14 protein-coding genes are annotated in these 24,894 nt (G+C 60.9%); 9 read left to right on the top strand and 5 right to left on the bottom strand.

Annotated features, from left to right (window positions below; genetic code table 11):
• Nucleotides 1–53: 53 nt before the first annotated feature.
• Entirely contained in the window at nt 54–695 is a 642-nt protein-coding gene (locus L0C21_RS16210; RefSeq protein WP_259279445.1) for an HD domain-containing protein, read from the top strand.
• 69 nt (nt 696–764) lie between these two features.
• On the opposite strand, the gene L0C21_RS16205 is transcribed toward L0C21_RS16210, so the two are convergent.
• The 4 genes from L0C21_RS16205 to L0C21_RS16190 form a co-directional block, all read right to left on the bottom strand.
• Entirely contained in the window at nt 765–4,166 is a 3,402-nt protein-coding gene (locus L0C21_RS16205) for an EAL domain-containing protein (RefSeq protein WP_259279444.1), read from the bottom strand.
• Between the two features lie 556 nt (nt 4,167–4,722).
• Nucleotides 4,723–6,474: a M1 family metallopeptidase gene (locus tag L0C21_RS16200; RefSeq protein ID WP_259279443.1), complete on the bottom strand. Its 1,752-nt coding sequence runs from the start codon at nt 6,472–6,474 to the stop codon at nt 4,723–4,725.
• A 60-nt stretch (nt 6,475–6,534) separates the two neighbouring features.
• Nucleotides 6,535–9,240 (bottom strand): TonB-dependent receptor plug domain-containing protein, encoded by a 2,706-nt coding sequence (locus tag L0C21_RS16195; protein WP_259279442.1) that lies wholly within the window; start codon nt 9,238–9,240, stop codon nt 6,535–6,537.
• A 272-nt stretch (nt 9,241–9,512) separates the two neighbouring features.
• The gene (locus L0C21_RS16190; protein WP_259279441.1) at nt 9,513–11,753 is read right to left on the bottom strand and encodes a S9 family peptidase; all 2,241 of its coding nucleotides are present in this window, start codon (nt 11,751–11,753) and stop codon (nt 9,513–9,515) included.
• A gap of 1,044 nt (nt 11,754–12,797) precedes the next feature.
• On the opposite strand from L0C21_RS16190, the gene L0C21_RS16185 reads away from it, so the two are divergent.
• The 8 genes from L0C21_RS16185 to L0C21_RS16150 are packed head-to-tail and all read left to right on the top strand — an operon-like array spanning nt 12,798 to nt 23,361.
• Entirely contained in the window at nt 12,798–13,436 is a 639-nt protein-coding gene (locus L0C21_RS16185) for a response regulator transcription factor (protein ID WP_259279440.1), read from the top strand.
• A gap of 42 nt (nt 13,437–13,478) precedes the next feature.
• Nucleotides 13,479–13,949 (top strand): chemotaxis protein CheW, encoded by a 471-nt coding sequence (locus L0C21_RS16180; RefSeq protein ID WP_259279439.1) that lies wholly within the window; start codon nt 13,479–13,481, stop codon nt 13,947–13,949.
• Nucleotides 13,946–15,358 carry a CheR family methyltransferase gene (locus L0C21_RS16175; protein WP_259279438.1) on the top strand — a complete coding sequence of 471 codons (1,413 nt, stop codon included), beginning with the start codon at nt 13,946–13,948 and terminating at the stop codon, nt 15,356–15,358. The genes L0C21_RS16180 and L0C21_RS16175 overlap by 4 nt, the downstream gene beginning before the upstream one ends.
• The gene (locus L0C21_RS16170; RefSeq protein ID WP_259279437.1) at nt 15,355–15,960 is read left to right on the top strand and encodes a chemotaxis protein CheW; all 606 of its coding nucleotides are present in this window, start codon (nt 15,355–15,357) and stop codon (nt 15,958–15,960) included. The genes L0C21_RS16175 and L0C21_RS16170 overlap by 4 nt, the downstream gene beginning before the upstream one ends.
• On the top strand, nt 15,957–17,621 hold the full coding sequence (locus tag L0C21_RS16165) for a methyl-accepting chemotaxis protein (RefSeq protein WP_259279436.1): 1,665 nt from the start codon (nt 15,957–15,959) through the stop codon (nt 17,619–17,621). The genes L0C21_RS16170 and L0C21_RS16165 overlap by 4 nt, the downstream gene beginning before the upstream one ends.
• Nucleotides 17,622–17,623: 2 nt before the next feature.
• Entirely contained in the window at nt 17,624–19,810 is a 2,187-nt protein-coding gene (locus tag L0C21_RS16160) for a hybrid sensor histidine kinase/response regulator (RefSeq protein ID WP_259279435.1), read from the top strand.
• A 7-nt stretch (nt 19,811–19,817) separates the two neighbouring features.
• On the top strand, nt 19,818–20,867 hold the full coding sequence (locus L0C21_RS16155; protein WP_259279434.1) for a chemotaxis protein CheB: 1,050 nt from the start codon (nt 19,818–19,820) through the stop codon (nt 20,865–20,867).
• Nucleotides 20,860–23,361, top strand: coding sequence for a response regulator (locus tag L0C21_RS16150; protein WP_259279433.1), 2,502 nt, complete (start codon nt 20,860–20,862; stop codon nt 23,359–23,361). The genes L0C21_RS16155 and L0C21_RS16150 overlap by 8 nt, the downstream gene beginning before the upstream one ends.
• Nucleotides 23,362–23,384: 23 nt before the next feature.
• Here the strand turns inward: L0C21_RS16150 and L0C21_RS16145 are convergent, their stop codons facing one another.
• Entirely contained in the window at nt 23,385–24,551 is a 1,167-nt protein-coding gene (locus L0C21_RS16145) for an EAL domain-containing response regulator (RefSeq protein WP_259279432.1), read from the bottom strand.
• Between the last annotated feature and the right edge of the window lie 343 nt (nt 24,552–24,894).

The following is a 24,894-nucleotide window of genomic DNA, read 5'->3' as shown; positions in this document are numbered from 1 at the left end:
GCGTGACGCGTCACGCCGCGCTGGAGGCTTGCCCAAGGATGGAGTCTATTCTCATGTCTCAGACAATCGCCGGCATCCGAGTGCCGGATAGCCCTATCGCACGCGCCGCAACCCAGCTCGTTCGCGATACAGAGGATGACTTGCTCTATAATCACAGCCGCCGGGTGTTCTTCTGGGGCGCGCTGACCGGGGAGCGCCGGGGGCTGAAGTACGACCCTGAGCTTCTCTACCTGGGCGCCATGTTTCATGACATGGGACTGACGGAGCGCTACGCGAGCCCTGACCTGCGGTTCGAGGTCGATGGCGCCAATGCGGCGCGAGACTTCATGAAGGGATATGGCATCCCTGAGCGCGACATTGAAGATGTTTGGACGGCAATTGCCCTTCACACGACGCCGGGCATTCCTGAGCATATGCGCCCGACGATCGCATTGGTTACCGCCGGCGTTGAGATGGACGTTCTCGGCATTGCCTATGATGAATTCTCGCACGAGCATCGCCATGCGGTCTGCGCGTGCCACCCGCGCGAGACGAATTTCAAGGAAAACATCATTGAGCACTTCGCCAACGGCATCAGGAAGAAGCCGCAGACGACCTTCGGCAACGTCAAGGCCGATGTGCTGGCGCTGAAGGATCCAACATACAAGCGGATGAACTTCTGTTCGATTATCCTTGGGTCAGCCTGGCCAGGTTAAGGCTTGGAGCCAAACGTGGCGCCGAGCGGCAAAAGCTGAGTGGACGATCCGCCAGGCCGGGTCTTCGGATCAGTCTGATCCCTGAGTACGGGCTGCAATGCGGTGCGGATCCCATTCGGCGAGTAGCCGCTCGGCGTCGTTTGATGACATCGGCTTGCCGTACATATACCCCTGTCCAAAGGCACAGCCCCTTGAGCGCAGATAATCAGCCTGAGCAGGTGTCTCTATTCCCTCCGCCACGATGGCGATGCCAAGGCTCTGTCCGAGAGTGATTACGGTGCTGACAATTGCCGCATCGCTGGCGTTGGTTTCTAAATTTCGGACGAAGCTCCGATCGATTTTCAAAATATCGACAGGAAACTGTTTCAAATGGCTGAGAGAGGCATAGCCGGTGCCAAAATCATCCAGGGCAATTCGTACACCAGCCTCGCTCAGTGCCCTGAGGGCGCGCTCAACATCACCCGAACCCGAGCCCAGGAAAACTGTCTCTGTTACTTCCAACTCCAACAGGTCAGGCGAGATGCCCGCAGCCTGCAAACCGCTCAGCATCCGCTCAGCCAGATCGCCACTCCGGAACTCTGCCGCTGAAACATTGATGGCAACATGCCCAAAATCGATCCCCTGGCGTCGCCACCGCTGCATATCCGCCAGAACGCATTCGAACATTCTCTGGCCAAGGCCAACGGCCAGCTCGAATTCCTCAAAAGCAGCGGCAATTGTGGCTGGAGGCTGGATTCCTTGGGCGTGCCGCCATCTGAGCAGGGCTTCGAAGCCGATGATCCTTCCCGAGACAAGGTCGACCTTCGGTTGGTAGAAGGGAAAGACCTGGCGGCTGTCCAAAGCTTCGCGCGCCAGATGCAGCATGGAGATGCGGCGCTGCATATCGGCTCGCATCTCGGGCCGGAACAGCTCCAGTCCGCCTCGGCCGGCCTTCTTGGCGGTGTAAAGAGCAATGTCTGCGTGTTTGAACAGCTCGACCGGATCAGCGGCGTGGTCGGGGAAGAGGCTGGCTCCGATGCTGGCCCTGCAGTCAAGCGTGCGTCCCTCGTAAGAGAAGGGCTGGCGCAGGCGATCAAGAACGGCATGGGCGATGGCTTCCATAGCGTCGACGCTTGCAACCTGCTCCAGCAAAATCACGAATTCATCGCCAGCAAGGCGTGCGACAAGAGCATCACTGCCAACCGTTGCCTGAAGTCGCTTGCTCAGCTCCTTGAGCAGGGCATCACCGGCAATATGGCCCAGACTGTCATTGATACGCTTGAACTCATCAACATCCAGCAGGAGGAGGCCCACTTTCCCTGCCGTTGCAGCGGCATGTGCGAGCGCTTCATTCAGGCGCTCCTGGAACAGGGATCGATTGGGCAGGCGGGTTAGGGAGTCATGCGTAGCGGCCCACCGAACGCGCTCATCAGCAATGCGCCTCTCCGTAATGTCCCGAATGCTGAGAATGAGCCTTCGCGGAGCGCCGTGCTGATCTGTAAGCCTGCGGCCGTCGACGGCAAGCCAACGCCAATCGTTGTCGGCACCAGGGCGCAGCCGGAAGCAGGACTTGAAGGCCTCCCCCGCGGCAGAACCCTGGCCGCTCAGCAGAGCTTCCGCCTCGTCTCTGTCATCAGGGTGAATGAGCGGGAGCACAGTCTCGAGCCTGGCAGGGGAGGCTTGATCGAGACCGAAAATGTCCCGTAGGTGGTCGGACCAGCGAAGTGCGCCGGATCGCAAATCACAGTCCCAGATGCCAATTCCTGCAGCCTCGATTGCCAGCTGCAGCTGCTCCTCGCTGGCGCGGACAGCCTCGCTGGCAAGCCTGTGGTCATGGACATCTTCGAGGGTGCCGTACCAGCGGACGATCCTGCCATCCTTGTCCAGGCGGGGAGAGGCGCGGGCGCGACACCAACGGTAGTTTCCTTCAACCGTTCGGATTCTGTACACGACATCAAAAGGTTTGCCGGACTGCACGGCATCGGCCCAGGCGGTTCTGGTTGCGCTGGCGTCATCGGGGTGAATGGAGGCGATCCATCCGTTGCCGCGCGCTTCGGCCGGATCCATCCCCGTCAGCGACGCCCACCGCGGCCCGACTTCGTCGATGCGCCCGTCAGGCGTAGCCGTCCACGGGACTTGCGGGCTGAGTTCAACAGAGAAGCGGTAATGCTCTTCGCTTTCACGCAAGGCCTCCAGCGCCCGCATGGATTCCGTGACATCGCGCGCGACGCTGACGACGCCGACGGCCTTGCCGCCGCGGAACCATGGCACCTTCACATTATGAAGAATGCGCTTCTCGCCCTGGATCTCGATGACTTCATCCAGGGCGAGCGGGGTCCCTGACATCATCACGTGACGATCATGGTGAAAATGGGTCTGGATGGATTGAGCAGGAACGCGACCTTCTTCCAGTGAGCCAGCGCGCAGCCCCAAGTGCTCAGAGGCTGTCCGGTTGACCAGCACCAGCCGCCCGGTCTGGTCCTTGACGAAAATAATATCGGGTAGACTGTCGATTACAGTCTGCAACAATTCCCGGCTTGCCCAGACTTCCTGCTCGGCAGCCCGCCGATCGGTGATGTCGTCGACAACTGCGATCGTAGATGTCAGGTTGCCTTTCTTGTCGCGGACAAAGATGACATGGACGTTGCACCAGACAACAGTTCCATCTGGCCGCACATAGCGCTTCTCGACCTGGAACGGCTGGCCATACTGCAGGCGCTCTTCGAACACACGCTGGTTCCAGGCCACGTCATCCGGGTGGGTGAAGGCCGACATCGGCAATCCCGTCAACTCGTCGGCGCTGCGGCCAACCAGCCTGCAGAACTGCTCATTGACCATCAGTACACGGTGGTTGAAATCTCGCTGGAGAATGCCGACCCTGACCTGATTGAAAACAGTGTCTAGCTGTTGCTCCGTTCGATGCAGAACCGTTTCCAGTCGCCGGCGCTCGAGGTGTCCGACAATCTGGTCTGCGAGGGTCTGGAGCGCCTTGTATTGGTGTTCGTTTATTCCATCGGGCCGAGGCTTGGTATCAAGAACGCATAATACGCCCAGAGGCGTCCCGTAGGGCGTGCTCAGCCCGGCTCCCGCGTAGAAGCGCACGCCGGGAATAGCTGCGATGAAGGGAATGCCGTCACGGCTGGGTGCGCTGGCCAGGTCCGGAATCGAAATGATCCCCGATTGTAAGAGCACATGTGCGCTTTGAGATCCCTCGAGAGGGATCTGACTGAGGCCAAGGCCGAGCTCAGCAGGGAACCACAGCCTTTTATCCGCAACCAGGCAAATGGCGGCCATGGGCGCCTCGAGGATCGCCGCAGCCAACTGCACAATCGCGTCCAGGCTGGCTTCTCTGGGAGCATCCGGAATGCCGTAGGCTGCCAAAGCGGCCAGCCGATCAAAAGCGCTTCTTTCTGTTGTACGGTCGTAATGGTTAGGGGCAAGCATGGCCATAGTGGGCTGATCTTTAAGGATCTTCATGTTTGCATCGTCCATTGGATCGCCCCCGCAACACATAACGGCAATAAAAATATTTTATCAAATCCTATCCAATCAAGATAACGGTAAAATAAAGTTAAATATATTTAGGTGTTTTATTGAATCCATGCATACGCCGTGCCGCAGCATACGACCGCAAGCTTGTCGCTCGAAGCAGGGTCAGCCGCGACAGGCAGCGAATGTACGGGGAAAAGAGTAAAGGCTGTGCTGGCCGGGCTGGAACCATCCAGAATGTCACCATTGAGGGCAACCCGACAGAAGCGGGGCAGTCCGCTTCTGATCCGTCCGCTGATGCTCGCCTGCGGCGGGGATTTTCAGGAACGGGACCCAAACGGCTCAAATGGGCGCAGAGCACCCCGGCACTCAGATCGAGAACGAGGCGGAGCTGGCCGAGGTCTATTCAAGGCCGAGGCGCGCTGACGTCGGGCCAGGCGGGATCGTCACACCCACACTGGACCGAGCGTTCAGCGCTTCATAATCGGCTATGACTGCCTCAAGTGTCTCCGCCTCAGCCGTGTCTTGGTCCGATTAAAGTCGATCCTCCCATGGAGCTTCAGCGCGTCTCGTCGTCCTTGTGCGCTTTACGCCATGCCTGGAAGCGGTCGATGGCGTCTTCCTGCCGCAAGATCTTCGAATGGGGATCGAACGTGACCGTAGCTAGCGGCGCTACGGTAATCTCACCCCGGCCATCGGTCATGGGCAGGGTTACGACTTTTCCGTCGATCGCCACGTCGACTGGCATCGGGAAGGGCAGGTTATCCGGCGTCTGCCAGCGCACCTTCAGCGTATTGCCCTCTCGCTCGCTTACCAGATCGGGCAACTGCGCGCGGTAGAGATACACGTTGAAGAACCAGTCGTAGTTCTTTCCCGTTACCTGGTTGACGGTCTGCATGAAGCCCTTGGTGGTGCCGAATTGCGGCGTGAAATTGCCGGGCTTCGGATCAGGGCGGCCATAGGTGACGCGGCGGATGACCTCGTAGAAATCATCATCGCCAATCAGCATTCGAAGGGTATGCATCACCCAACTGCCCTTGGGATAGATGTCGCCGCGCGGGCCGGTGGGATCGGCATAGACCCACTTCTCTGATCGCTCCGCGCCGCTGACCAGCGGCTTTTCATTGCGGATGATCGCGCGCTGCGCCTTGAGCAGGGACATGTAATCAATGTCACCGTTCAGATACTTGCCGAGAAGAGGCTGCATGTAGGAACCGATGCCTTCGTGCAGCCACAGATCGTCATAATTGGCGTTGGAAAGCTGGTTTGCGAACCACTCATGCGAGAACTCGTGGTGCATCAGCGGATCAAAGCCGTACATCGTCTTCGTGTAGTCGATGCTATAGCCATTGAGCGTCTGGTTCTCCAGGCCTGAGAAGGGAACGCGGACCACTCCCATCTTTTGATCGGCCCAGGGGTAGGGCCCGATCTGAGACTCAAAGAAATCGAGCGCCAGCGGGAATTCCTTGAACAGTTCCGCCGCCTGTTTTTCCTCTCCTGGCAAATAATAGAACCGCATCGGGATCGTGTTGCCGAAGCGGCTCTTGTAGTCGCCTTCCATGACCTTGTAGGGGGCAACATCCAACACAATGCCATAGGTATGAGGGCTGCGGGCCCGCCAGTTCCACGTGGTCCAGTTGCCTTCATCCACCTTGCTGACGAAGCTGCCGTTACCCGGCGCCATCAGCCCCTTGGGCACCGTATAGTGAAGATCGGCGAGGGCCGTCTTGCCCAAGGGATGGTCGATGCAGGGGAAAAGCATGTCGCATCCGCCACCCCACAGGGAGGTGTCGATCCAAGGCTGGCCATCCGGCGTCTTGGTCCAGGTAACGCCCCCTTCCCAGGGCGGGCGCTTGGCGACCGGCGGCGTGCCCGCATAGACGACGCGCACCTCGGTGGCCGCGTTCGCGGGCAGTGGCTTTGCAAGCTTGATGCGAAGCTGCCCTTCCGGGTTGGTATAATCCGAGGGCGGCACTTTGATGCCATCGAGATAAATGCCTTCCACCTCGTATCCCGGATAAAAGTCAAGGATCAGCACTGGCACAGCCTTTGTGGCTCGCAGGCTCAGCTTGGCGTCGCCTTCGATCCGTTTCTGATCGGGATAGGCCTTGAGCGACAGATCGAGATGCTCGAACGAAAGCGCCATCTGCTCGGGCGGCTTTGGCCCGCCCTGCTGGCGCGTTTGCTCCGTTAATGCAGTACCGGTTGCCGCTGTCTTGGTATCATCCGGGGCGCCGCCTGGCGTACATGCGGTTGAGAGCGCCAGCAGTCCTATTGCCGTCGCCGCAGAGTAAAATCGCAACGTGCTCATATTTCACATCCCTTCGGTTCTTCCCCCGAGGGTCGCCCTCGGGGGAAGAGTAGCCACGCGTTAGAACTGCTTTTCGACGCGCACGAGGAAATAGCGCCCGCGCGAGTTGAACGTCGTCTGGTCGAACCCGTTGGCGAAATTGCCTTCCAGGAACGGCGGCATCTTGTCGAAGATATTCTCGACGCCCAGGGTGAACTTGGTCTTTGCGCTTTCGAGGAGGTAGCTCACCACGAGGTCGTTCTGGAAATAGCTACCGGCGCGCAAGTGCTCGCCGTTCACGAGCAAGGACCCCATATTCTCGACCGGCCCCACATACCGGACCGCGTAACTGGCGGTGAAGCCATCAAGCGACCAAGTAAGCCGGCCCGTTCCGCGGAATTTGGCCAGCGTGCCCAGCTCGTCGGTATAGGTGCCCCTGCGTTCCTCGGGATCGGCGCCGGGGGCTGGCGGTTGCTTGAAGCTGTCGAGATAGGTGACGTCGAGCCGCACATTGAATCGCCCGAATGGCCCTTCCTCTGTGGTGTAGTCGAGGCCGAGATCGAAACCCTGGATTTTCTGTGTCAGGAGATTTTCTCGGGTTGCGATGATCTCGGTAACGGCGAAGTTGTCGGCATTGCGGGTGATGCGATCAGCGTAGCTGCCGTTTGCGGCGTTCTCCTCCAGAATGAAGTTCCGGCTGACCGTGCTGATGACGTTGTCCTTGGTGATCCTGTAGAAATCGAACGTCAGCGAGAAGCGGGGCAGGAACTCCGGCGTGTAGACCAAACCCAGCGTCAGGTTTTTAGCCTTCTCCGGCGTCAGATCCGGGTTGCCGCCGCTGACGACGAACGCTCCGGTGGTGTTGGTCGGCGCCTGGCGGCCACCACAGCCCGGCAGCGACGCGAAATTGGGACCGGAGCAGGGGTCGACAATCGTCTGATACCCGCGGGAGCGGGGGCCGAAGGCCTCGGTGAAGGAGGGCGCACGGAAGCCAGTGCCCCACGAGCCGCGCAGCATCAGGGACTCAACCGGACGCCACTTGACGCCGACCTTCGGATTGGTGGTGCTGCCGAACGCATTGTAATGCGAGTACCGCACTGCCGCATCGAAGGAGAGCTGACGGAAGAATGGCACATCCTCCAGGATCGGCACGGCGATTTCGGAATAAACCTCGCTCACCTTGCGTGAGGGCGGGAACGCATCCGGCGTCAGCGAGCGCGCGACAAAGGCGTTGATCTCCGAGTATGGATCATAATCCACCGAGAAGCTGTCTTTGCGATACTCCGCGCCAACCGCCATCCGAACATCGCCCGCCGGCAGCGCGAACAGGGTGCCGGAGACGTTGCCGACCACCGAGTCCAGGCTGGCGTTGATCCGCGTGTAGCTGTCGGCTGAGATGAAATCGAGCATCTCGGGCGTGATCGAGCCGGGGCCGCCCAACAGATTGATCGGCACGCAGCCATTGTTCGCGGCGCGGCACGCATCGGAGTCACCGGCTGCCTGGATGAGACGATCGCGCAGGACGCCTTCGCCGCCGAAAGTATTCTGGTCAAGGTTCTGGTGATTGTAGGACAGGTCCCAGGTCCAGTCCCCGGCGATATCGCCGCGCAGGCCCGCCACGATACGGTAGGTATTCGACGTGACATTGGACTGCCGCCGCCCCCGCAGCGGCTGTTCGCCGATCGTCCGGGCGACGCTCAGGTCGACGCCAAACGGATTATAATCATTATTGGCGCTGACGATGATCGGATCGCCGTAAACCGCGCCGAAATAATCGGGCGCCAGATAGCCAAGCGATGTGCGGCGGTTATACGAACTCTCGACAAAGGCCGTGACGCTTGAGCTTATATCGTACTCGCCATTGAACCAGAGATTGACCTGCTCGATATCCGAGGCGCTGGTTTCATATTGCCAGTAGTTGATGCCGTCGTTCGGCCCGGTCTGGCCGGTGCCTGGAAACTGGAAGGCGCGGAAATCGGCGGTGGATGCGGCTTGGCCAACGCCCTCGCGCAGGATCATTTCCTGGTCCCCGAACCCAGGCAGGCCTTGCACTACGGCGACGGTCGGCAGCGGATCGCGGAAATTACGTCCGCCCTTGGAACGCCAGTCAGGGTCCCGGCTGATCGGGCGATCGGCGATCAGATTGCCGTCGGCCTTGCGCCAGCTGCCGCTGAACACGAAGCTGCCGCGGTCGAATTTCTGGCCGAAGGTCGCGCTGACTTCCCGGTTCGGCAGATCGCCGCGGCTCGAGATACCGTAGCCGCCCTTGATCATCAGGCCGTCGAAGTCTTTACGCATGATGAGGTTGACCACGCCCGCGATCGCGTCAGAGCCATAGACGGCGGAAGCGCCGTCCTGCAGCACCTCGACACGCTCCACGGCCTCGAACGGAATGCTGTTGAGGTCGACGATGCCGTCGCCGCTGCTGGGCAGCACGCGGCGTCCATTGATGAGCACCAGCGTATTGACGGCGCTCAGGCCGCGCAGCGCCACCGTTGCGCTGCCCCCATTGCCGCGCCCAGCCGAGTCGCTGGCCGAGGCGGTCGCAACCGGTAGTTCACGCAACAACTCACCGAGATTGGTCGCGCCGGTGGCATCGATTTCGGAGCGGTCGAGCACCGTGACCGGCGCGGCGGCCGTCAGGTCGCTGCCCGGCAGACGCGAGCCGGTCACGATAATCGCAGCCTCTTCCGGAGCGGCCGCTGGCGCGGCCTCCTGGGCATGGGTCGAAGCAGCCCACATCATGGGAGCTGCAGCGGTCAGCAACACGAACTTGGTGCGGATCATGCGATCTCTCCTCCTATTCGGCTGCGGTGAAGCAGCCGACCCCCTTTTTTGGTAAATATACGGTATACGATTTATGACCTTTGGCAAGAATTTAGGTAATCTGGATTAATCTGCTGTGGGCGGGCGCTCTCTGCGGGCCATGGCAGAGCCATCCCTGGGCACAGTCCGGAGAGGGTCGCCCCCGGGCATAACCCGGAGGCGATCTTCATCAGTGTCGGTTGCGCTTGGCCACGTTCGCACGGAGCAGTCGATTGACTGGGTGGCCCGTCGCCTTATCTGGCCTGCGCTCCTGCAGGCAAATGTTCGTGCAAATAATTGGTCATCAGCGTGAACAGGTGCAGTCGCGTGCCGGGCTTCTCGCTGATCCCGTGCGATCGGTCGGGGTAGGCCATCATCTGGAACTGGCGGTTGCTTGCCACCAGCCGATCTACGAGTTGCTCGAGATTCTGGTAATGGACGTTGTCGTCCCCGGTGCCGTGAATGATAAGCAGGTTGCCCTTCAGGTTCTGCGCGAAATTGATGGGCGAGCCTTCCGCATAGCCTTTGGCGTTGTCTTCGGGCAGGCCCATGTACCGTTCCTGGTAGATGGCATTATAAAGCCGCTGATTGGCAGGCGCGGCCACGGCAATCCCGGTTTTATACAGATCCGGATAGCGGAACATCGCATTGAGCGTCATAGCCCCGCCGCCGCTCCAGCCCCACACGCCGATCCTGTCGGCATCGATATAGGGCCGGCTGGCGAGCATGGCCCGCACCGCTGCCGCCTGATCCGCCGAGGCCTGGATGCCGACCTGGCGATAGATGCTCTTGCGCCACTCCCGCCCGCGCGGGGCCGCTGCGCCTCGGCTGTCAACGCTGGCGACCAGATAGCCCTGCTGCGATAGCATCAGATGCCACAGGTAGCGGTCTCCGCCCCAGCTATCGGCAACGGTCTGGCCGGCCGGCTCGGAATAAACATAGACCAGCAGCGGATACTTCTTTTCCGGATCAAAGCCGGGCGGCTTCATCATCCACGCATCGAGCAGCGTGCCGCCGCCGATATCGACCTTGAAGAACTCCGTCTTCTCGCGCGCAAGCCCCTCAACGAAGCTGTGCATTGCAGCGTTGCCGGCAATTGTCCGCACCGACTTGTGCTGGGGCAGGGAGACGATGTCCGTGACCGGCGGCGAGCCGAAGCGGGAAACGGTGTGGAATGCCCAGCGCCCATCCGGCGCGATATCGTAGGCGTGATAGCCTTCCTGTCCCGCCGGCGTCAGCCGCTCCAGCTTCGGCGCGCCGGTCAGGCTCGCGCGATACAGGTATCGCTGCGTCACATTGGTGGGCGAGGCGATGTAGGTAACGGTGCCGTGCTCGGGATCGATATTCTCGATGCTCACCACATCGAAGTCGCCTGGCGTGCGTAGCTCGACCTTCTTACCATCGCGCGACACCAGGTAGAGGTGCCGCCAGCCGTCGCGCTCGCTCAGCCAGGTGAACCAGCGGCCCTTGATCCATGCGGGCCGGTCGTTCACGTTTACCCATGCGGCATCTTCGTCGAGGAACACTTGCCGCACCGATCCATCGGTGGCCTTGCCGATCAGCACCTCATTGCGATTTTGCAATCGATTCAGGTGCTGGATCAGAACTTCGGACGAGCTGTCTGCCCAACTCATCCGGGGGATGTAGCGCTGGCGCGGATCGCCCGGGATGGCGAACCACGTCGTCGCGCCGCCTTCCACCGATACCGTTCCTACCTGCACCGCCGAGATGGTGGTGCCGGGCTTGGGATATTGCTGCGGAATCGGCTTGGAATAGATGCCGTCGGTGTTGTTGATGAGATAGAAAGTGCCCACGCCAGAGGTATCGAACCGCCAATAGGCGATACGGCGCGAGTCCGGGCTCCACTCGAACGCCTTGCCGAGGCTGAACTCCTCCTCATAGGCAACGTCGCTCCGGCCGTTGAGGATGAGCGTTCCGCCGTCTTGCGTCAGTTGGGTGATCGAGCCATCCGCCACTGTCTCGACGAACAGGTTGTTTCCGCACACATAGGCGATGCGGCGGCCATCCGGCGAAAAGGTCGCATAAAGCAGACTGTATTGCGCCGCATCGCCTCCGAGCCTGTGCAGGGCCTTGGTTTTCAGGTCGAACAGCCAGTAATCGCCTGCCGGGTTGCCGCGCCGGGCACCGGGCGCACGGACGAAGAGCAGAACCTGGGCCCGGTCGGTCGACCAATCATAATCCGAGATCTGCAGCGGCACTTTTGCACCGGCGGGCACCAACCAAGATGCATCGACGAGCACCGATCGCTTGCCGGAGGCCGTTTCATACCGAACCAGATCGACGCCTCCAGCTACGGTGGCCGACTTCTCGATGGCCGTATAGGCCTTTCCCGCTTCAAACCATTTGGTGACCAGGCTGTCGTCGAGCTTGACCGCGTCGGGCCCATAGATGGCCTTCAACGTCAGAGTAGAGCCATCTGCCGTGGCGCTGGCGGCCGCCGGCCCGAACGGCGCCGCCAAGGCCACCGATAGCACGAGACCGCAGATTGCAGCTGCACGTCTTGCTTGCCTCACATCTTCCTCCCCTTATTGTATACTGTACACGATAATGGGATGATATCGGCAAGACAACCATCGTCAGCTTTACAACCATTCCGTGATAGCTGCGGCGAGGGGGAGGGGCGGCTGCTACGAAGCGGATGACCGGTTTATCGTAGCGGGCGTTGGGCACCCAGGGCATGACCAATCCCTGGGCTCATGCAGGCAGCTCCGGTATCGGGATGCGGGTGACGAGGCTCAGCATGAAAAGGGAGAAGCCCAGAGCGCTGGCGCTCATGAGAAGCGTCAACAGGGCGAGGACACCGACCATGGTGTAGCATTGAACCGGAATGCGTTCGCACTCCCTCACGGGTCGACTTAAAACGTATAATCAAGATTATGTTAAATTAAAGCCATGCCCAGCTTCGATCCACATTTCCGTATAGGGAGCAACCACTGCCGACTTCCTGCCCACGGTGTCTGCGATTCAGAGGTGTGATTGGCCGGAAGATATGCTCGGCTTATCCACACAAACTGTGGATAACCGTGTATATTCTTCATATATAACGCCTCTAAGGCATTGATATGCCTAAGCCTGCCGCCATGTGCTGAAAAAATGAGCACTTAAGTCCCGTCTCGCCTGGAAAGGACAATGCCGGTCTTTCAGGCCCCTGCCCTCAGACGGTCATTAGCTCGAGCAGCCGCGATCATGGCCGCAGGGGAGCACCGTTTAGGGACCTGGCCGTAATACCAGGTAAGCAACGCAACTTGCACTGATAAGCAAAGCAACTCGCCTTACGTCACGCGCACTATGGAATGTCCGGGGTCCGGAAAACAGCTGTGGAATCTACAGTATTTTTGGCCACTTTTTTGCGTGAGCATCATCCTGATGTCTCGCCGAACACAGCTTGCCGCCCCTGCTTCACGCCATCTGACTGTTAAGCCTGGGGCCTGATTGGTCGTTGATTTCTCAATTCTCGGTTTTCTGTGTTCGCGCTATGTTGCGAGTACTCGATGTCGTAGGGGGGCGGAGTCGGGGCAATGAGACCAGACGGGCAAAAACCGGAAATCGTCTATGTCATCGATGACGATGCTGCGCTCCGCCGCACGGTTGCGCGCCTTCTGCAACGGCAGGGCTATACTGTCGAATGTTACGGGTCCGGCCTGGTATTTCTGAATGACATCGAAGCCAAGCAGCCGGGGTGCATCCTGCTCGATATCAGGATGCCGGCAGTCAGCGGCCTCAAGCTTCAGGAAGCGCTCGCCAGCCAGGGTGTCACGTGGCCGCTGGTCATTCTGTCCGGCCACGGTGACATTACCGCCGCCGTCACCGCCATGAAGGCCGGCGCATGCGATTTTGTCCAGAAGCCCTATCAGGGCAAGGCTCTGGTTGCCGCAATCAAGGCAGCGTTCTTGAAGTGGGAACAGCAGGACAGCGGGACCAGCGAGACAGGACGGAGCGCCGAGCTGCTCGCGAAGCTGAGCAAGCGTGAACTGGAGGTCCTGCAGGCCCTCGGGCGCGGGCTCCCGAACAAATTGACCGCCCATGAACTTGGCATCAGCATTCGCACGGTCGAGATGCATCGGGCCAACCTCATGGGCAAGCTTGGCGTCCGCTCCCTATCCGAGGCGCTCCGCATCGCATTTGAGGCTGGCATGCTCTCACGAGATGCTAGATAATACATTTGTTCCAATTGCGCCGCCTTGGGCGACAGGACAGTAATGAGACGGACACTCGTAACGTTCAGCCTCAATTCTCAAACTTTCGGGCTTTGGCTTGAGGATATGGTCGAAGCCGTTCGCGCCGTTGCGATTACGCCCCTGGCCCGTGCGCCCGCTGCCGTGGAAGGCATCATCAACGTTCGGGGTGAGGTGGTGCCCGTCTTTGACCTTCGCACCCGCTTTGGCTTTCCCCCCGCGCCGGTACGTCCGGCAGATCACCTGCTGATCGCCCGTGCCGGCGACAGGAAAGTCGCCTTCCGGGTCGACCATGTCCTGGGGCTGAGGGAGGTGTCGCCGGACGAGATTCAGGAGATTCAATCGCTGGTGCAGGTGGCAGGCGGCATTGCCGGCGTCGCCAAGCTTGCCCAGGGGCTGGTTGTCATCGCGTCTTTGGAGACGTTCCTGTCTGCCGCCGAGGAAGCAACGCTCGACGAGGCTTTGGCGGAAACAGCGGAGACAACGATATCGTGATCCGCTCCCTGCCCTCTTCCGCTGGTATCGACAGCGCAATCGATTACCTTCAGGACCGTTTGGGGCTGCTCATCCCACCCGACCGGCGGGCAGAGATCGAGAAGAGGATTCAGCGAACCATCGCCATCCGCGGAATGGCGGACCCGGACTGGCTGCTGCATGCCCTTCACACCGACGAGGCCATGTTCGAGGCGCTTGTCAACGAGATTACCGTTGGTGAAACCTACTTCTTTCGAGACCCCGCCTCATTCGAGCTGATCCAGAAGACGATCTTGCCGGACCTGGACCGGGGCCGCCCGGCCGGCGCGCCCATTCATATCTGGAGCGCTGGCTGCGCCACGGGCGAGGAAGCCTACTCGCTCGCCATCCTTCTCGAAGAAGAAGGCTGGGCGGAGCGCGCGCATATCCTGGCGACGGACATTTCGCGAGATGCCCTGCACAAGGCGCGCGCCGCTGTCTACGGCCCGTGGGCGCTCAGAGGCGACGGCAGCGGGCAGCTCGCGGACCGCTATTTCATGAAGGACGCCGGCCGGTTTCGCCTGGCCGACCGCTTTCGGTCGCGCGTCAGCTTCCGTTATCTCAACCTTGCCTCCGAGTTCCGGCCCTCCCCCAAGGATGGCCTGACCCGGATGGACCTCATTCTCTGCCGCAACGTTCTCATCTATTTGGATGCCGCGACGACGCAGGCGGTTGCCCGGCGACTGTTCGATTGCCTGGCCGATGGCGGCTGGCTGCTCACCGGTCCGTCAGATCCACCGTTGTGGCCCTATGCCCCCTACAAGACCGTCATCACGGCGGCTGGGGTGCTGTACCGGCGGATAGACCAAGCCGACCTGCAGCCCATGGCCGAGACGAAGATCCTACCGAAAGTCCTCGATCATGCGCGGCCCGCAGCGCCACCAAGGGCGGCCTTTCGGCCAGACGCGCCGCAGCTGGCAGACATCCCCTCGCCCTCCGGTCCGACCGGCCGGCGGAAACCTGGGGCCAACAATCAGAACATCGATCTCGCGTTGATCCGGGCGCTTGCTGACCAAGGCAAGATCAGCGCCGCGCAGCAGGCCGCAGAGGAGGTGATCCGGCGCGTGCCGTTATCCGTCGAACCACGCTATCTGCTGGCCACGCTGGCTCTGGCTGATGGCCGGACGGAGGAAGCCATCACATCACTGCGTCAGTTGCTCTATATCAACCCCAGTCTCGCCGCAGCCCATATGATGCTGGGCATGGCGCTGCTGGGCAAAGGTGATCTTATGGCCGCCCGCCGGGCATTCGAGAACACATTCGCTCTATCTGCCGAAAGACCCGAGCAGGAAATCGTACCGCTTACGGACGGGGAGACGGCCGGAGACCTTGCGCGGGCTGCGAAGCGGCAGTTCGATCAACTCCTCTCATCCCTTGAGGAGGCGATATGACGGACACCACATCAAGTCAGGGGGCGACAGATTGGCAGCGGCTCCGGCAGCGTCTTGCGAGGGCATCGGAAGCGGTAGAGGCCGCCTTTGAGCCGTCAACCGAGCATGCCAAGGAATGCCTTGAAAAGCGCGCCAGCGCTCTGGCCCAACCCTTGCGCCGGGAAGAGGATGTTGCCGAGGGACTCGAAGTGGTCACGTGGCGCGTGATGACGGATCGCTTTGCCTTGGAAACGGCCTATGTTCGTGAAATTGCCAAAGTCCGCGATCTGACGATCGTGCCAAGGACACCCTCTTATCTTGCGGGCATTTGCAATGTACGCGGCGAAATCCTGCCTGCATTCGATTTGAGGAAATTGTTCGATTTCACATCCCAGGGGCTGAGCGACCTGTCCTATGTCATTGTAGTCGGCCGGGAAATGGGTGAGTTCGGCATTCTCGCCGACAGCGTGGAGCGGGTCATCCGCGTGCCCAGCGACGCCATTGTCGCCAATCAGGCCTTTGCCACGGGTGGAACATGCGTGCGAGGCATGACCGCCGATGCGCTTGTCATACTGGATGGCGCGGCGTTGCTTGCGGAACCGGCTCTTTTCATTAGCGGATGAGGCATTCAGGGGGGACCGACGACATGACTGCAAGCTCTCGCTTCACCGCGAGTCTTTCAACAAGGCTCACGCTGATACCGATCGCGCTCTTTATTCTGGCGGTGGCATTCGCTGCCTGGAATATTTACGAAGCGAAGGGATTGAAGGCCGATCTCGCCGCCACCTCGCTGACCGCGAAGGCGCGTACCGCCCATCGTATCCTCTACTTTGCGTACAAGCATCATTCCGAGACAGGCGCAACGCGCGCCGAGAATCTGGATCGCCTGCGGCAGCAGATTGAGCTGACCGAACAGAATCTGGAAGACATGGCCAACGGCGATCGCGCCAGAGGCATTGCGGCGGAGACCGACCCGGCGGTTATCACGAACATCCAGGAACGCCAACTGTTCTGGCGTACGAATGTCCGGCCTGTGCTCGATCGCTTTCTGGCAACCGAGGATCCGGCCGTGGCAGAGGCTGCTCTTGCCCAGCTTGACCGTTCGCTGAGCGACTATTCAGCCTTGGTCGATCGTGGTCTTGACCTGCGCGAGACGGCCTCTCGCCAGGCCGTTGAAGCTTTTAACATCTCCCAGTGGCTTTTCGCTGGCATCATCCTCCTTGCCCTCCTGCCGCTCGTCGGCATGGCCCAAAATATCTCGAGGCGGATCCGTGCGCTCGCCTCGGCGGCAGACCGGATCAGCGGCGGCGATCTGGATGCCGCAGCCCCCGTTCAGGGCGAGGACGAGCTGGCTGCTCTTGGCACGTCATTCAACGAGATGACGAGCCAGCTACGCCAGCGAATAGAAACGGAAGCGCGAGACCGCCAGGCGCTTGAAGACCTGCTATCCGCCATCTCCGAAGCCGTCAGCAGCCTCACGACGGCAACTGCGGAAATCCTCGCCGGCACCAGCGAGCAGGCGGCCGGCATGCGGCAGCAATCCTCTGCCGTTGCCCAGACCATCACGACGGTGGATGAGGTGCTGCAGACGGCAGAGCAAGCTGCCGAGCGGGCAAAGGCCGTCGAGGTCTCGTCACAACGCGCGGTCGAGCTGAGCAGCGCCGGTGAAAAGGCCGTGGCGGACACCACCTCTGCGATGGAGGCGGTGCGCCGTCAGACCGAGTCGATTGCGGAAAGCGTTGTAAACCTGGCCGAACAGGCGCAGTCGATCGGCGACATCATCGCCGCTGTCACCGACATCGCCGAGCAGACCAACCTTCTGGCGCTGAACGCCGCCATCGAGGCCTCTCGCGCCGGCGAGCACGGCAGAGGGTTCACGGTTGTGGCGACCGAGATCAAGGCATTGGCCGATCAGTCGAAGAAAGCGACCGCCCAGGTGCGCCGCATCCTCGGCGATATTCAAAAGGCAGCGAACCGATCGGTGCGCGTTACGGAGGAAGGAGCCCGGAGCGTTGAACAGGCCTTGTCCGCCGTCAGCGAGGCGGGCAACATCATTACTCAGCTGGCCGCCATCATCGCGGACGCAGCGCTGGCAGCTGCTCACATTTCTGCGTCCTCCGGGCAGCAGGCCACTGGCATGGGCCAAATCCACCAAGCCATGATGCACATCAATCAGGCGAGCAGCCAGAATCTGGCGGCGACACGGCAGGCGGAACAGGCCGCAGAGAATCTCAATGCGTTGGGCGTTACCCTTAAGGAGCGACTTTCCGGGTATGGCCGCTGACGATGGAACGCAAGGATCTCATCAAACATCTTATGGCAACATTCCAGGGCGAGCTTCGAGAGCTCGTGCGCGACCTGGAACGCGATCTGTTGCGGTTGGAAAAGGAGGCAGACGCCCAGGAGCGGGCCGAGCTTCTCAGGAAGCTGTTCCGCACTGCCCATAGCCTGAAAGGCGCCGCGCGCTCGGTTGATGTTCGGCCCATTGAGACGGCCTGCCATCATCTTGAGGATATTTTCGCGGCGCTGCGCGATGGACAACGAGAGGCTGACCACGCCCTCTTCCAGCTGCTCTATGCCGCGGTCGACGCCATTTCCGAGGCCGGGCAACGGATCCAGCGCGGCGAGAAGCCGGAGGGCGGTGCCATGCGTGACCTGCTGGCGCGGCTGGCGGCCTTCGATGAAACGCCTGCGCCGATGCCCGGCAGTTCTGCCAGACCGATCCCGACGACCGAACCCGAGGAACCAGCAGCGGCAACCGCAACGGAGACCCATATCCGGCTTCCTGCCCAGCGGCTGGATATGCTGCTCGCCCAGAGCAGCGAACTGCTACTGGCCCGGTCACGAACCGGAACGATTGAGGAGGCGCTGGCAGACCTCCAGGCCAGACTGACCCAAACCCGGAACGACATGCGGGCACTTGTTGCCCAGCATCGCACCAAGGGGACCGGCCTGGCGGGCGAAGCGCAAATGCTCGCTGAGAACCTCGGCAGTCTTGAGAAGGGCCTGCAGGCCGTTGCTACCGGCTTTGCAGCCAACCGGAGATCGATCGACCACGCTGCCACCTCGCTCGAGGCCGAGATCCGGGCTACCCGGATGGAGCCCTTTGCCACGGCGTGCGAGGGGCTGGACCGGACCGTTCGCGATCTCCTCTCCGCCAGTGCCAAGGACGCGCGACTGATAATCGAGGGAGGACAGGTCGAAATCGACCGTTCGATCATTGCGGAACTTCGCAACGCGCTGCGCCATCTGGTCCGCAACGCATTCGACCATGGCCTTGAGACCCGCGAGGAACGGGAAGCAGCGGGCAAGCCGGCGCAGGGGCGCGTAACCGTTGCAGCCAGGCTGATCGGGGAGCAGGTGCAAGTCATTGTCGAGGACGACGGGCGAGGATTGGATATCAGCGCGCTCCGGAAACAGGCAGAACGCCACGGATGGGGCGAGGCCAACGATGACGAGGCCGCCTTGATTCGCCACATCTTTCAGCCAGGCGTCTCGACATCAACCGTGGTCACGGAGATCTCAGGCCGCGGCGTCGGACTGGATGCGGTGAGAAGCGCTGTCGAGGCCCTGCGCGGCGACATCTCCGTTACGTCAACGCCCGGCGCAGGCGCCCGCTTTTCGATCCGCTTGCCGCTGACAGTCACGACGACGCATGCATTGCTGGTCGCTTGCGGCAGCCAGATCTTCGCGATCGAAAGCCTGTATGTGCACAGGCTGATGCGCGTCGAGACGCAAGCGATCCGCCAGCTCAACGGTCGGAGCGTCATCTTGCAGGATGGCCTGCCCGTCCCGGTTATTGGGGCGGCGGAATGGCTCGGCGTACGCAACAAGCAAGACCCTGCCGGGCCAAGCTGGCTGAACGTCGTTATCGTGTCGGCGGGACAGGGCGAGATCGCGCTGGCGATCGATGAACCGCTCAGCGAGGCGGAGCTGGTGATCCGTAGCCTGGGCCGTCGGCTGGCGGGCATCACCTTGTTTGCCGGTGCAACCATCCTACCAAATGGCCGTTTTGCCCTCGTCATCAATCCCACGGCCCTCGCCATGAGCCTTGACCAGCAGGGTGCGGCTCTGCACCCGTCGATAGCAAAATCGGACGCCGCCCCGACAAAGCGGCGGCTGCTTGTTGTCGATGATTCAATCACAACAAGGACGCTCGAACAGTCGGCGCTGGCCGCCGCCGGCTACGAGGTTCTGGTGGCGTGCGACGGGGCTGAAGCCTGGGCGCTGCTCCAGGAACGAGACGTCGACCTGGTGGTAACGGATGTGGAGATGCCTCATATGGATGGCATCGCCCTGACGCGGGCGATGCGCCGCTCTGAAAAGCTGCGCTCCGTTCCTGTGGTCCTGGTGACTGCGCGGGAGACGGAGGATGACAAGACGCGTGGTCTAGAGGCAGGAGCCGACGCCTATCTGGTCAAGAGCGCGTTCGATCAGCAGCGCTTGCTCGATACTGTGGCGCGCATGCTGTGAGGTCGTCTTGATAAAGGTTGTTGTCGCCGAGAATTCGTTGCCCACGCGCGCTGCGCTCCTCCGCCTGATCGAGCAGGATCCCCAGGTCCAGGTTGTCGGCACGGCCACAACCGGACGCGAGGCGCTTGCCCTGGCGAAGCGCCATCGCCCCAATCTGGTCGTCCTCGGGCTCGATCTCTGCGTCTCGGAAGACTTCGACACGGGCCAGGAAATCATGATCGAGGCACCGACCCCGATCGTGCTGCTCAAGCAGGCAGGCCAGCCTATGCCGACAGGCCGCTCGATGCTTGATCTGTGCGGCGGCGCGGTCGCGGTGCTCGAGTTGCCGTCGTCTGATACGTCGGTCAAGCGGCGGATCGAAGAGGCTTTTCTGGCCAAGCTCAAGGCCATGGCGAAGGTCAAGGTCGTGCGTCAGTGGCGGCGGAACCAGCCGCAACCGCCAGCGCGGCAGGACATCTTCGAGGAGGCGCCCATTCGCCTCATTGCCATTGCCGCCTCGACAGGCGGGCCGGCCGCCCTGCGACATATCCTGGGCGGCCTGCCCGTGGATTTCCCGGTGCCTATCCTGATCGTGCAGCACGTCGCCCAAGGCTTTGCCCAGAACATCGCGACCTGGCTCGACAGCGTCTGCCCGCTGCATGTGAAGCTGGCGACAGACCAGGAACGCATCTGCCCAGGCACAGCCTATCTCGCCCCGGACGACCAGCATCTCGGACTGGCGAGCCGATCGCGCCTCATGCTGACAAGCGAGGCCCCGGTCGATGGCTTTCGTCCATCCGCCAGCTACCTGTTCCGGTCCGTCGCGCGTCACTACGGCGCCTCGGCCCTCTCGCTGATCCTGACCGGCATGGGACGGGACGGCGTTGAAGGACTGCGTGAAATCAAGCAAGCTGGGGGGCGAGTTATCGCCCAGGACGAGGCGACCTCGATCGTCTTTGGGATGCCGGGAGAGGCCGTGCGCGAAGGCGTGGTCGATACGGTGTTGCCACTCGGCGAGATCACCGCCGGCCTGATCGAGCTGACCCGGCGGAATATGACAGGAGTTTCGGGTGGCTAGAATTCTTGTCGTGGAAGACAGCAGGACCCAGGCGGCGGAACTCCGTTTCGTGCTGGAATCCGCCGGCCTCCAGGTTGAGATTGCCACGAGCGCCGAGGAGGCCCTGGCGCTGTTCGACCCTGCCCGCTTTGAACTGGTGATTAGCGATATCGTCATGCCGGGTATGACGGGTTATGACTTGTGCCGGCGGCTGAAGGCACAAAAAGACGGCGCGAAGGTTCCGGTCGTCTTGCTATCGTCTCTCAGTGATCCAATGGATATCGTCTCGGGCCTCGAATGCGGCGCGGACAACTTTCTGACCAAGCCCTATGATCCGGACTTGCTGATCAAACGTGTCCGGACCGTGCTCGACAATCGGACGGTCAGGCGAAGCGGTCAGGATGACGGCGGCGTCGATGTCATGTTCCTCGGTCAACGCTTCGTGATCCAGTCGGACAAGGAGCAGATCCTTGATTTGCTTTTGTCCACCTTCGAGGACATCGTTCACACCAACCACAAACTGCAGGCAAGCCAGGCGGAGCTGTCCGCCGCCAAGCGCATGCTCGAGCGGCAAACGCAAGAACTTGAGCGGCTGGTCCAGATCCGGACGCGCAACCTTGAGGACCAGAAGCGTCAATTGGCGGAAGCGCAAGCGATCGCCAGGCTTGGGAACTGGCGCTTGCCGCGCAACATCGACGCCGTTGAATGGTCGGATGAGATGCATCGCATCTTCCAATTGGAGAAGCGTGAAGGCCCGGTTCCGCTCGATGCAGTTCTGGCCAGGCTTCACCCATCGGACCGGGGCCGCATCGAACGGTCACTGCAACGGTGCTTTGCTTCCGGTATCGCGGCCCGTGAGGAATTCCGGATTATTCGCCCGGACGGCGACGTACGCTATTGCTGGTCGGAAATCCGGGCGGAGCGAGGTGACGATGGCGCACCCTCGGCGTTGTTTGGAGTTTGCCAGGATGTCACCACATTAAAATTGGCCGAGATCACGGCGCGCGAAAATGCCGAGCGCTATCTTGGATTGGTGGAAGCGCTGCCTGATGGCGTGCTCGTCGAAGCCGGGGGAGAGATCGTTTTCGCCAACGGGCCTGCAGCCCAACTGCTCGGAGCGCGGGACCCGGCCGTTCTGATCGGCAAGCGGATCAGTCGATTGGAACCGGCCCAGCAGAAACTCCTTGAGGCGCTTAAGAGCATGCCATCGCATCTGCCTGACATGCCGCGGGTGGAAAGGCTTGAGCGCCCCGATGAAACTGCGATCGAGGCGGAAATTATCGCCACTACGGTTAAATATAACGAAATGGCAGCCACGCAGCTGATTGTCCGTGACGTTACCGAGCGCAATGAACTGGCGAGACAGGTCCAACAGACGCAGCGCATGGACGCCATTGGCCAGTTGACCGGCGGCATTGCCCACGACTTTAACAACCTGCTCGCTGTCATACTGGGCAATGCCGAACTGTTGCGCGAGCTGCTCACCGACGGTACGGAGGAGGCAGAACTCACCGACGAAGTTCTCAGCGCTGCGGGACGGGGCGCAGACTTGGTCCGGCGGCTTCTCGCCTTCGCGCGCAAGCAATTTCTGGAGCCGAAGGCCGTCAATCTGAACGACCGGCTCTCTGATATCGTCGCCCTGCTCCGGCGTACGTTGGGCGAGCACATCCGCGTCGAAACCGCAACCTCTCCTGATCTCGGGACCGTGCTTGTCGATCCGGCGCAGGTGGACGACGCCATTCTCAATCTCGCCATCAATGCGCGTGATGCGATGCCGGGCGGCGGAACCATCACGCTCGAGACGGCCAATGTGCATCTGGAGGAGGCCGATGCTGCCGGCCATGCGGAGCTGACTCCCGGCGACTACGCCATGCTTGCCATGCGGGACACGGGCGTCGGCATGACGCCGGAAATTGCCGCGCGCGCCCTGGAGCCTTTTTTCACCACCAAGGAGCCAGGCCGGGGCACTGGCCTTGGTCTCAGCCAGGTTTACGGACTGGTCAGGCAATCCGGCGGATATCTGAAGATCGATACCGCGCCGGGACAGGGAACCACCATCAGGATCTACCTGCCCCGCGTCACCGCCACGGATGGCGTACGCGACGAGCAGCGGATCAGGACGACCCGCCTGCCCACCGGCACCGAGACTATCCTGGTTGTAGAAGACAACCCGGACGTGCGCGCTATGGTCGTCCGTCAACTCAAAGAACTTGGTTACAAGACAATCGAGGCTGAGAATGCGCCCCGTGCTCTGGAGCTTCTTGAAACCGCTGCCGCCATTGATCTGCTGTTTACCGACGTCATCATGCCAGGCGGCATGACCGGTTTCGATCTAGCGGATGCAGCGCAGGAGCGGCATCCGGGGCTGCGGGTGCTCTTTACCTCCGGCTATACGGAGACGGCATCGCAGAAGAGCCAGCGCAGCCTCCAGCACGGCGCAATGCTGAGCAAGCCCTACCGGAAGCATGACCTCGCCCGTGCCATCCGCTCAGTGCTCGAAGACGCACAGCCTTAACGGATGATAAGGCCAGCGCGGTCCTAGCCGCGCCGCTCCAGCCATCCAGTCAGCTCTGGCCCCGGCATGGGCTTGGCAATAAGATAGCCCTGCGCCTGATCGCAGCCCAGTTCCAGAAGCAGATCGAGAATGCTTTGCGTCTCTACCCCTTCCGCCGTCGCGGTCAGGCCAAGGTCGTGCGCCAGTTCAATCACCGATTTTACGATCGCACGCGAGTCACGCGACCTGTCCGCATTCTCGACAAAACGCTTGTCGATCTTGATTTCATTGAACGGAAGCTGCTGCAGTTGGGCCAGAGAGGCGTAGCCCGTGCCGTAGTCATCCAGCGAGATCTTGATGCCTTTCAGGCGGAAACGGCTCATCGCATCCAGAAGCCGGATGCTATGCTGCGTTGCCCCTTCCGTCAGTTCGATAACCAGATGGTGCGGCGGCACGCCATATTCCTCGCACTGGGCGCGCACGAAATCGGGAACATCCAGGCGGCCAAAGCTCAAGGCCGAATAGTTGACGGCAACATCGATGGTAAGCCCGGCCTCATGCCATTCGCGCCATTGCCGCAGGGCAGTTTTCAGAACATGATCCGTCAGCCGGTCGATAATATCGTATTTCTCCGCCAACGGCACGAACACGGTGGGCGGAATCATACCCAGCCTGGGGTGACGCCACCGCGCCAGCGCCTCGACCCCGACGAGCCTGCCGCTAGAAATTTCGGTCTTCGGCTGGTAGGCAAGCGTCAGATCACCACAGGCGATCGCCTCCAGGATATTCGTTGCGGTGATTTCAGGAGGCCTGTTGGAGCCAGACTCCTGGCGGTTGGCGATGGACTGCTTGAGCAGCGATCGGAAGGTATCCAAGCGGACCGGCTTGGAGATGACGGATGTCATCTTGAGCCCTAGCTGCTCGCCCAGGCGCCAGGCGGAATCGACAACCCGACGATCAAAGCCGCTGATAATCATGATATTGGATTGGCACCCTGCCTCCGCAAGGAAGCGGAATACCTCGATGCCATCAATCCCCGGCATGGAAAGATCAACGACAATGACCTTAACGTCATTGTTGATGTAAAGATCCTTGAACGTCCCGGCATCCGTCGCGGCCGCAGCGGAAAAGCCGCAGCTCTTCGCGACGCGTTTCATCAGCTCGCAAATGGCCGGATCATCGTCAACAATCAGAAAATCAACTTCGTCCATACGCCCCCCTACCCCAGCAGTTCATCGCAATGTCTTGTCATCGCGTCATGGTGGCCCAAACCATCAGGCGCGAACGCCGCCCATCGAACGGCATCCACGCCTCATCGACGTATGTTCGACGGGCTCAAGACAGAGATCGCTTGCAAAGCCCCCAGGCGAAGTCATTGTTCTTTATAATATATCATTATTATTTGCATGCGGCAATCTGATTAACCTTAGGAGTTTTGGCCCCTAGTTATTGGAAAGGCAGCATTTTTAATAAATACGCGCTGTTTGGCGCCTCTTTTGTCATCAGCCAAAGCCTGGAAGGCGCCGCCTATCAGAGGATGCATAACAACATCCA

Source organism: Pedomonas mirosovicensis, assembly GCF_022569295.1.
GTDB classification, from domain to species: Bacteria; Pseudomonadota; Alphaproteobacteria; order Sphingomonadales; family Sphingomonadaceae; genus Pedomonas; species Pedomonas mirosovicensis.
This window is presented reverse-complemented; position numbering and strand designations above follow the sequence as displayed.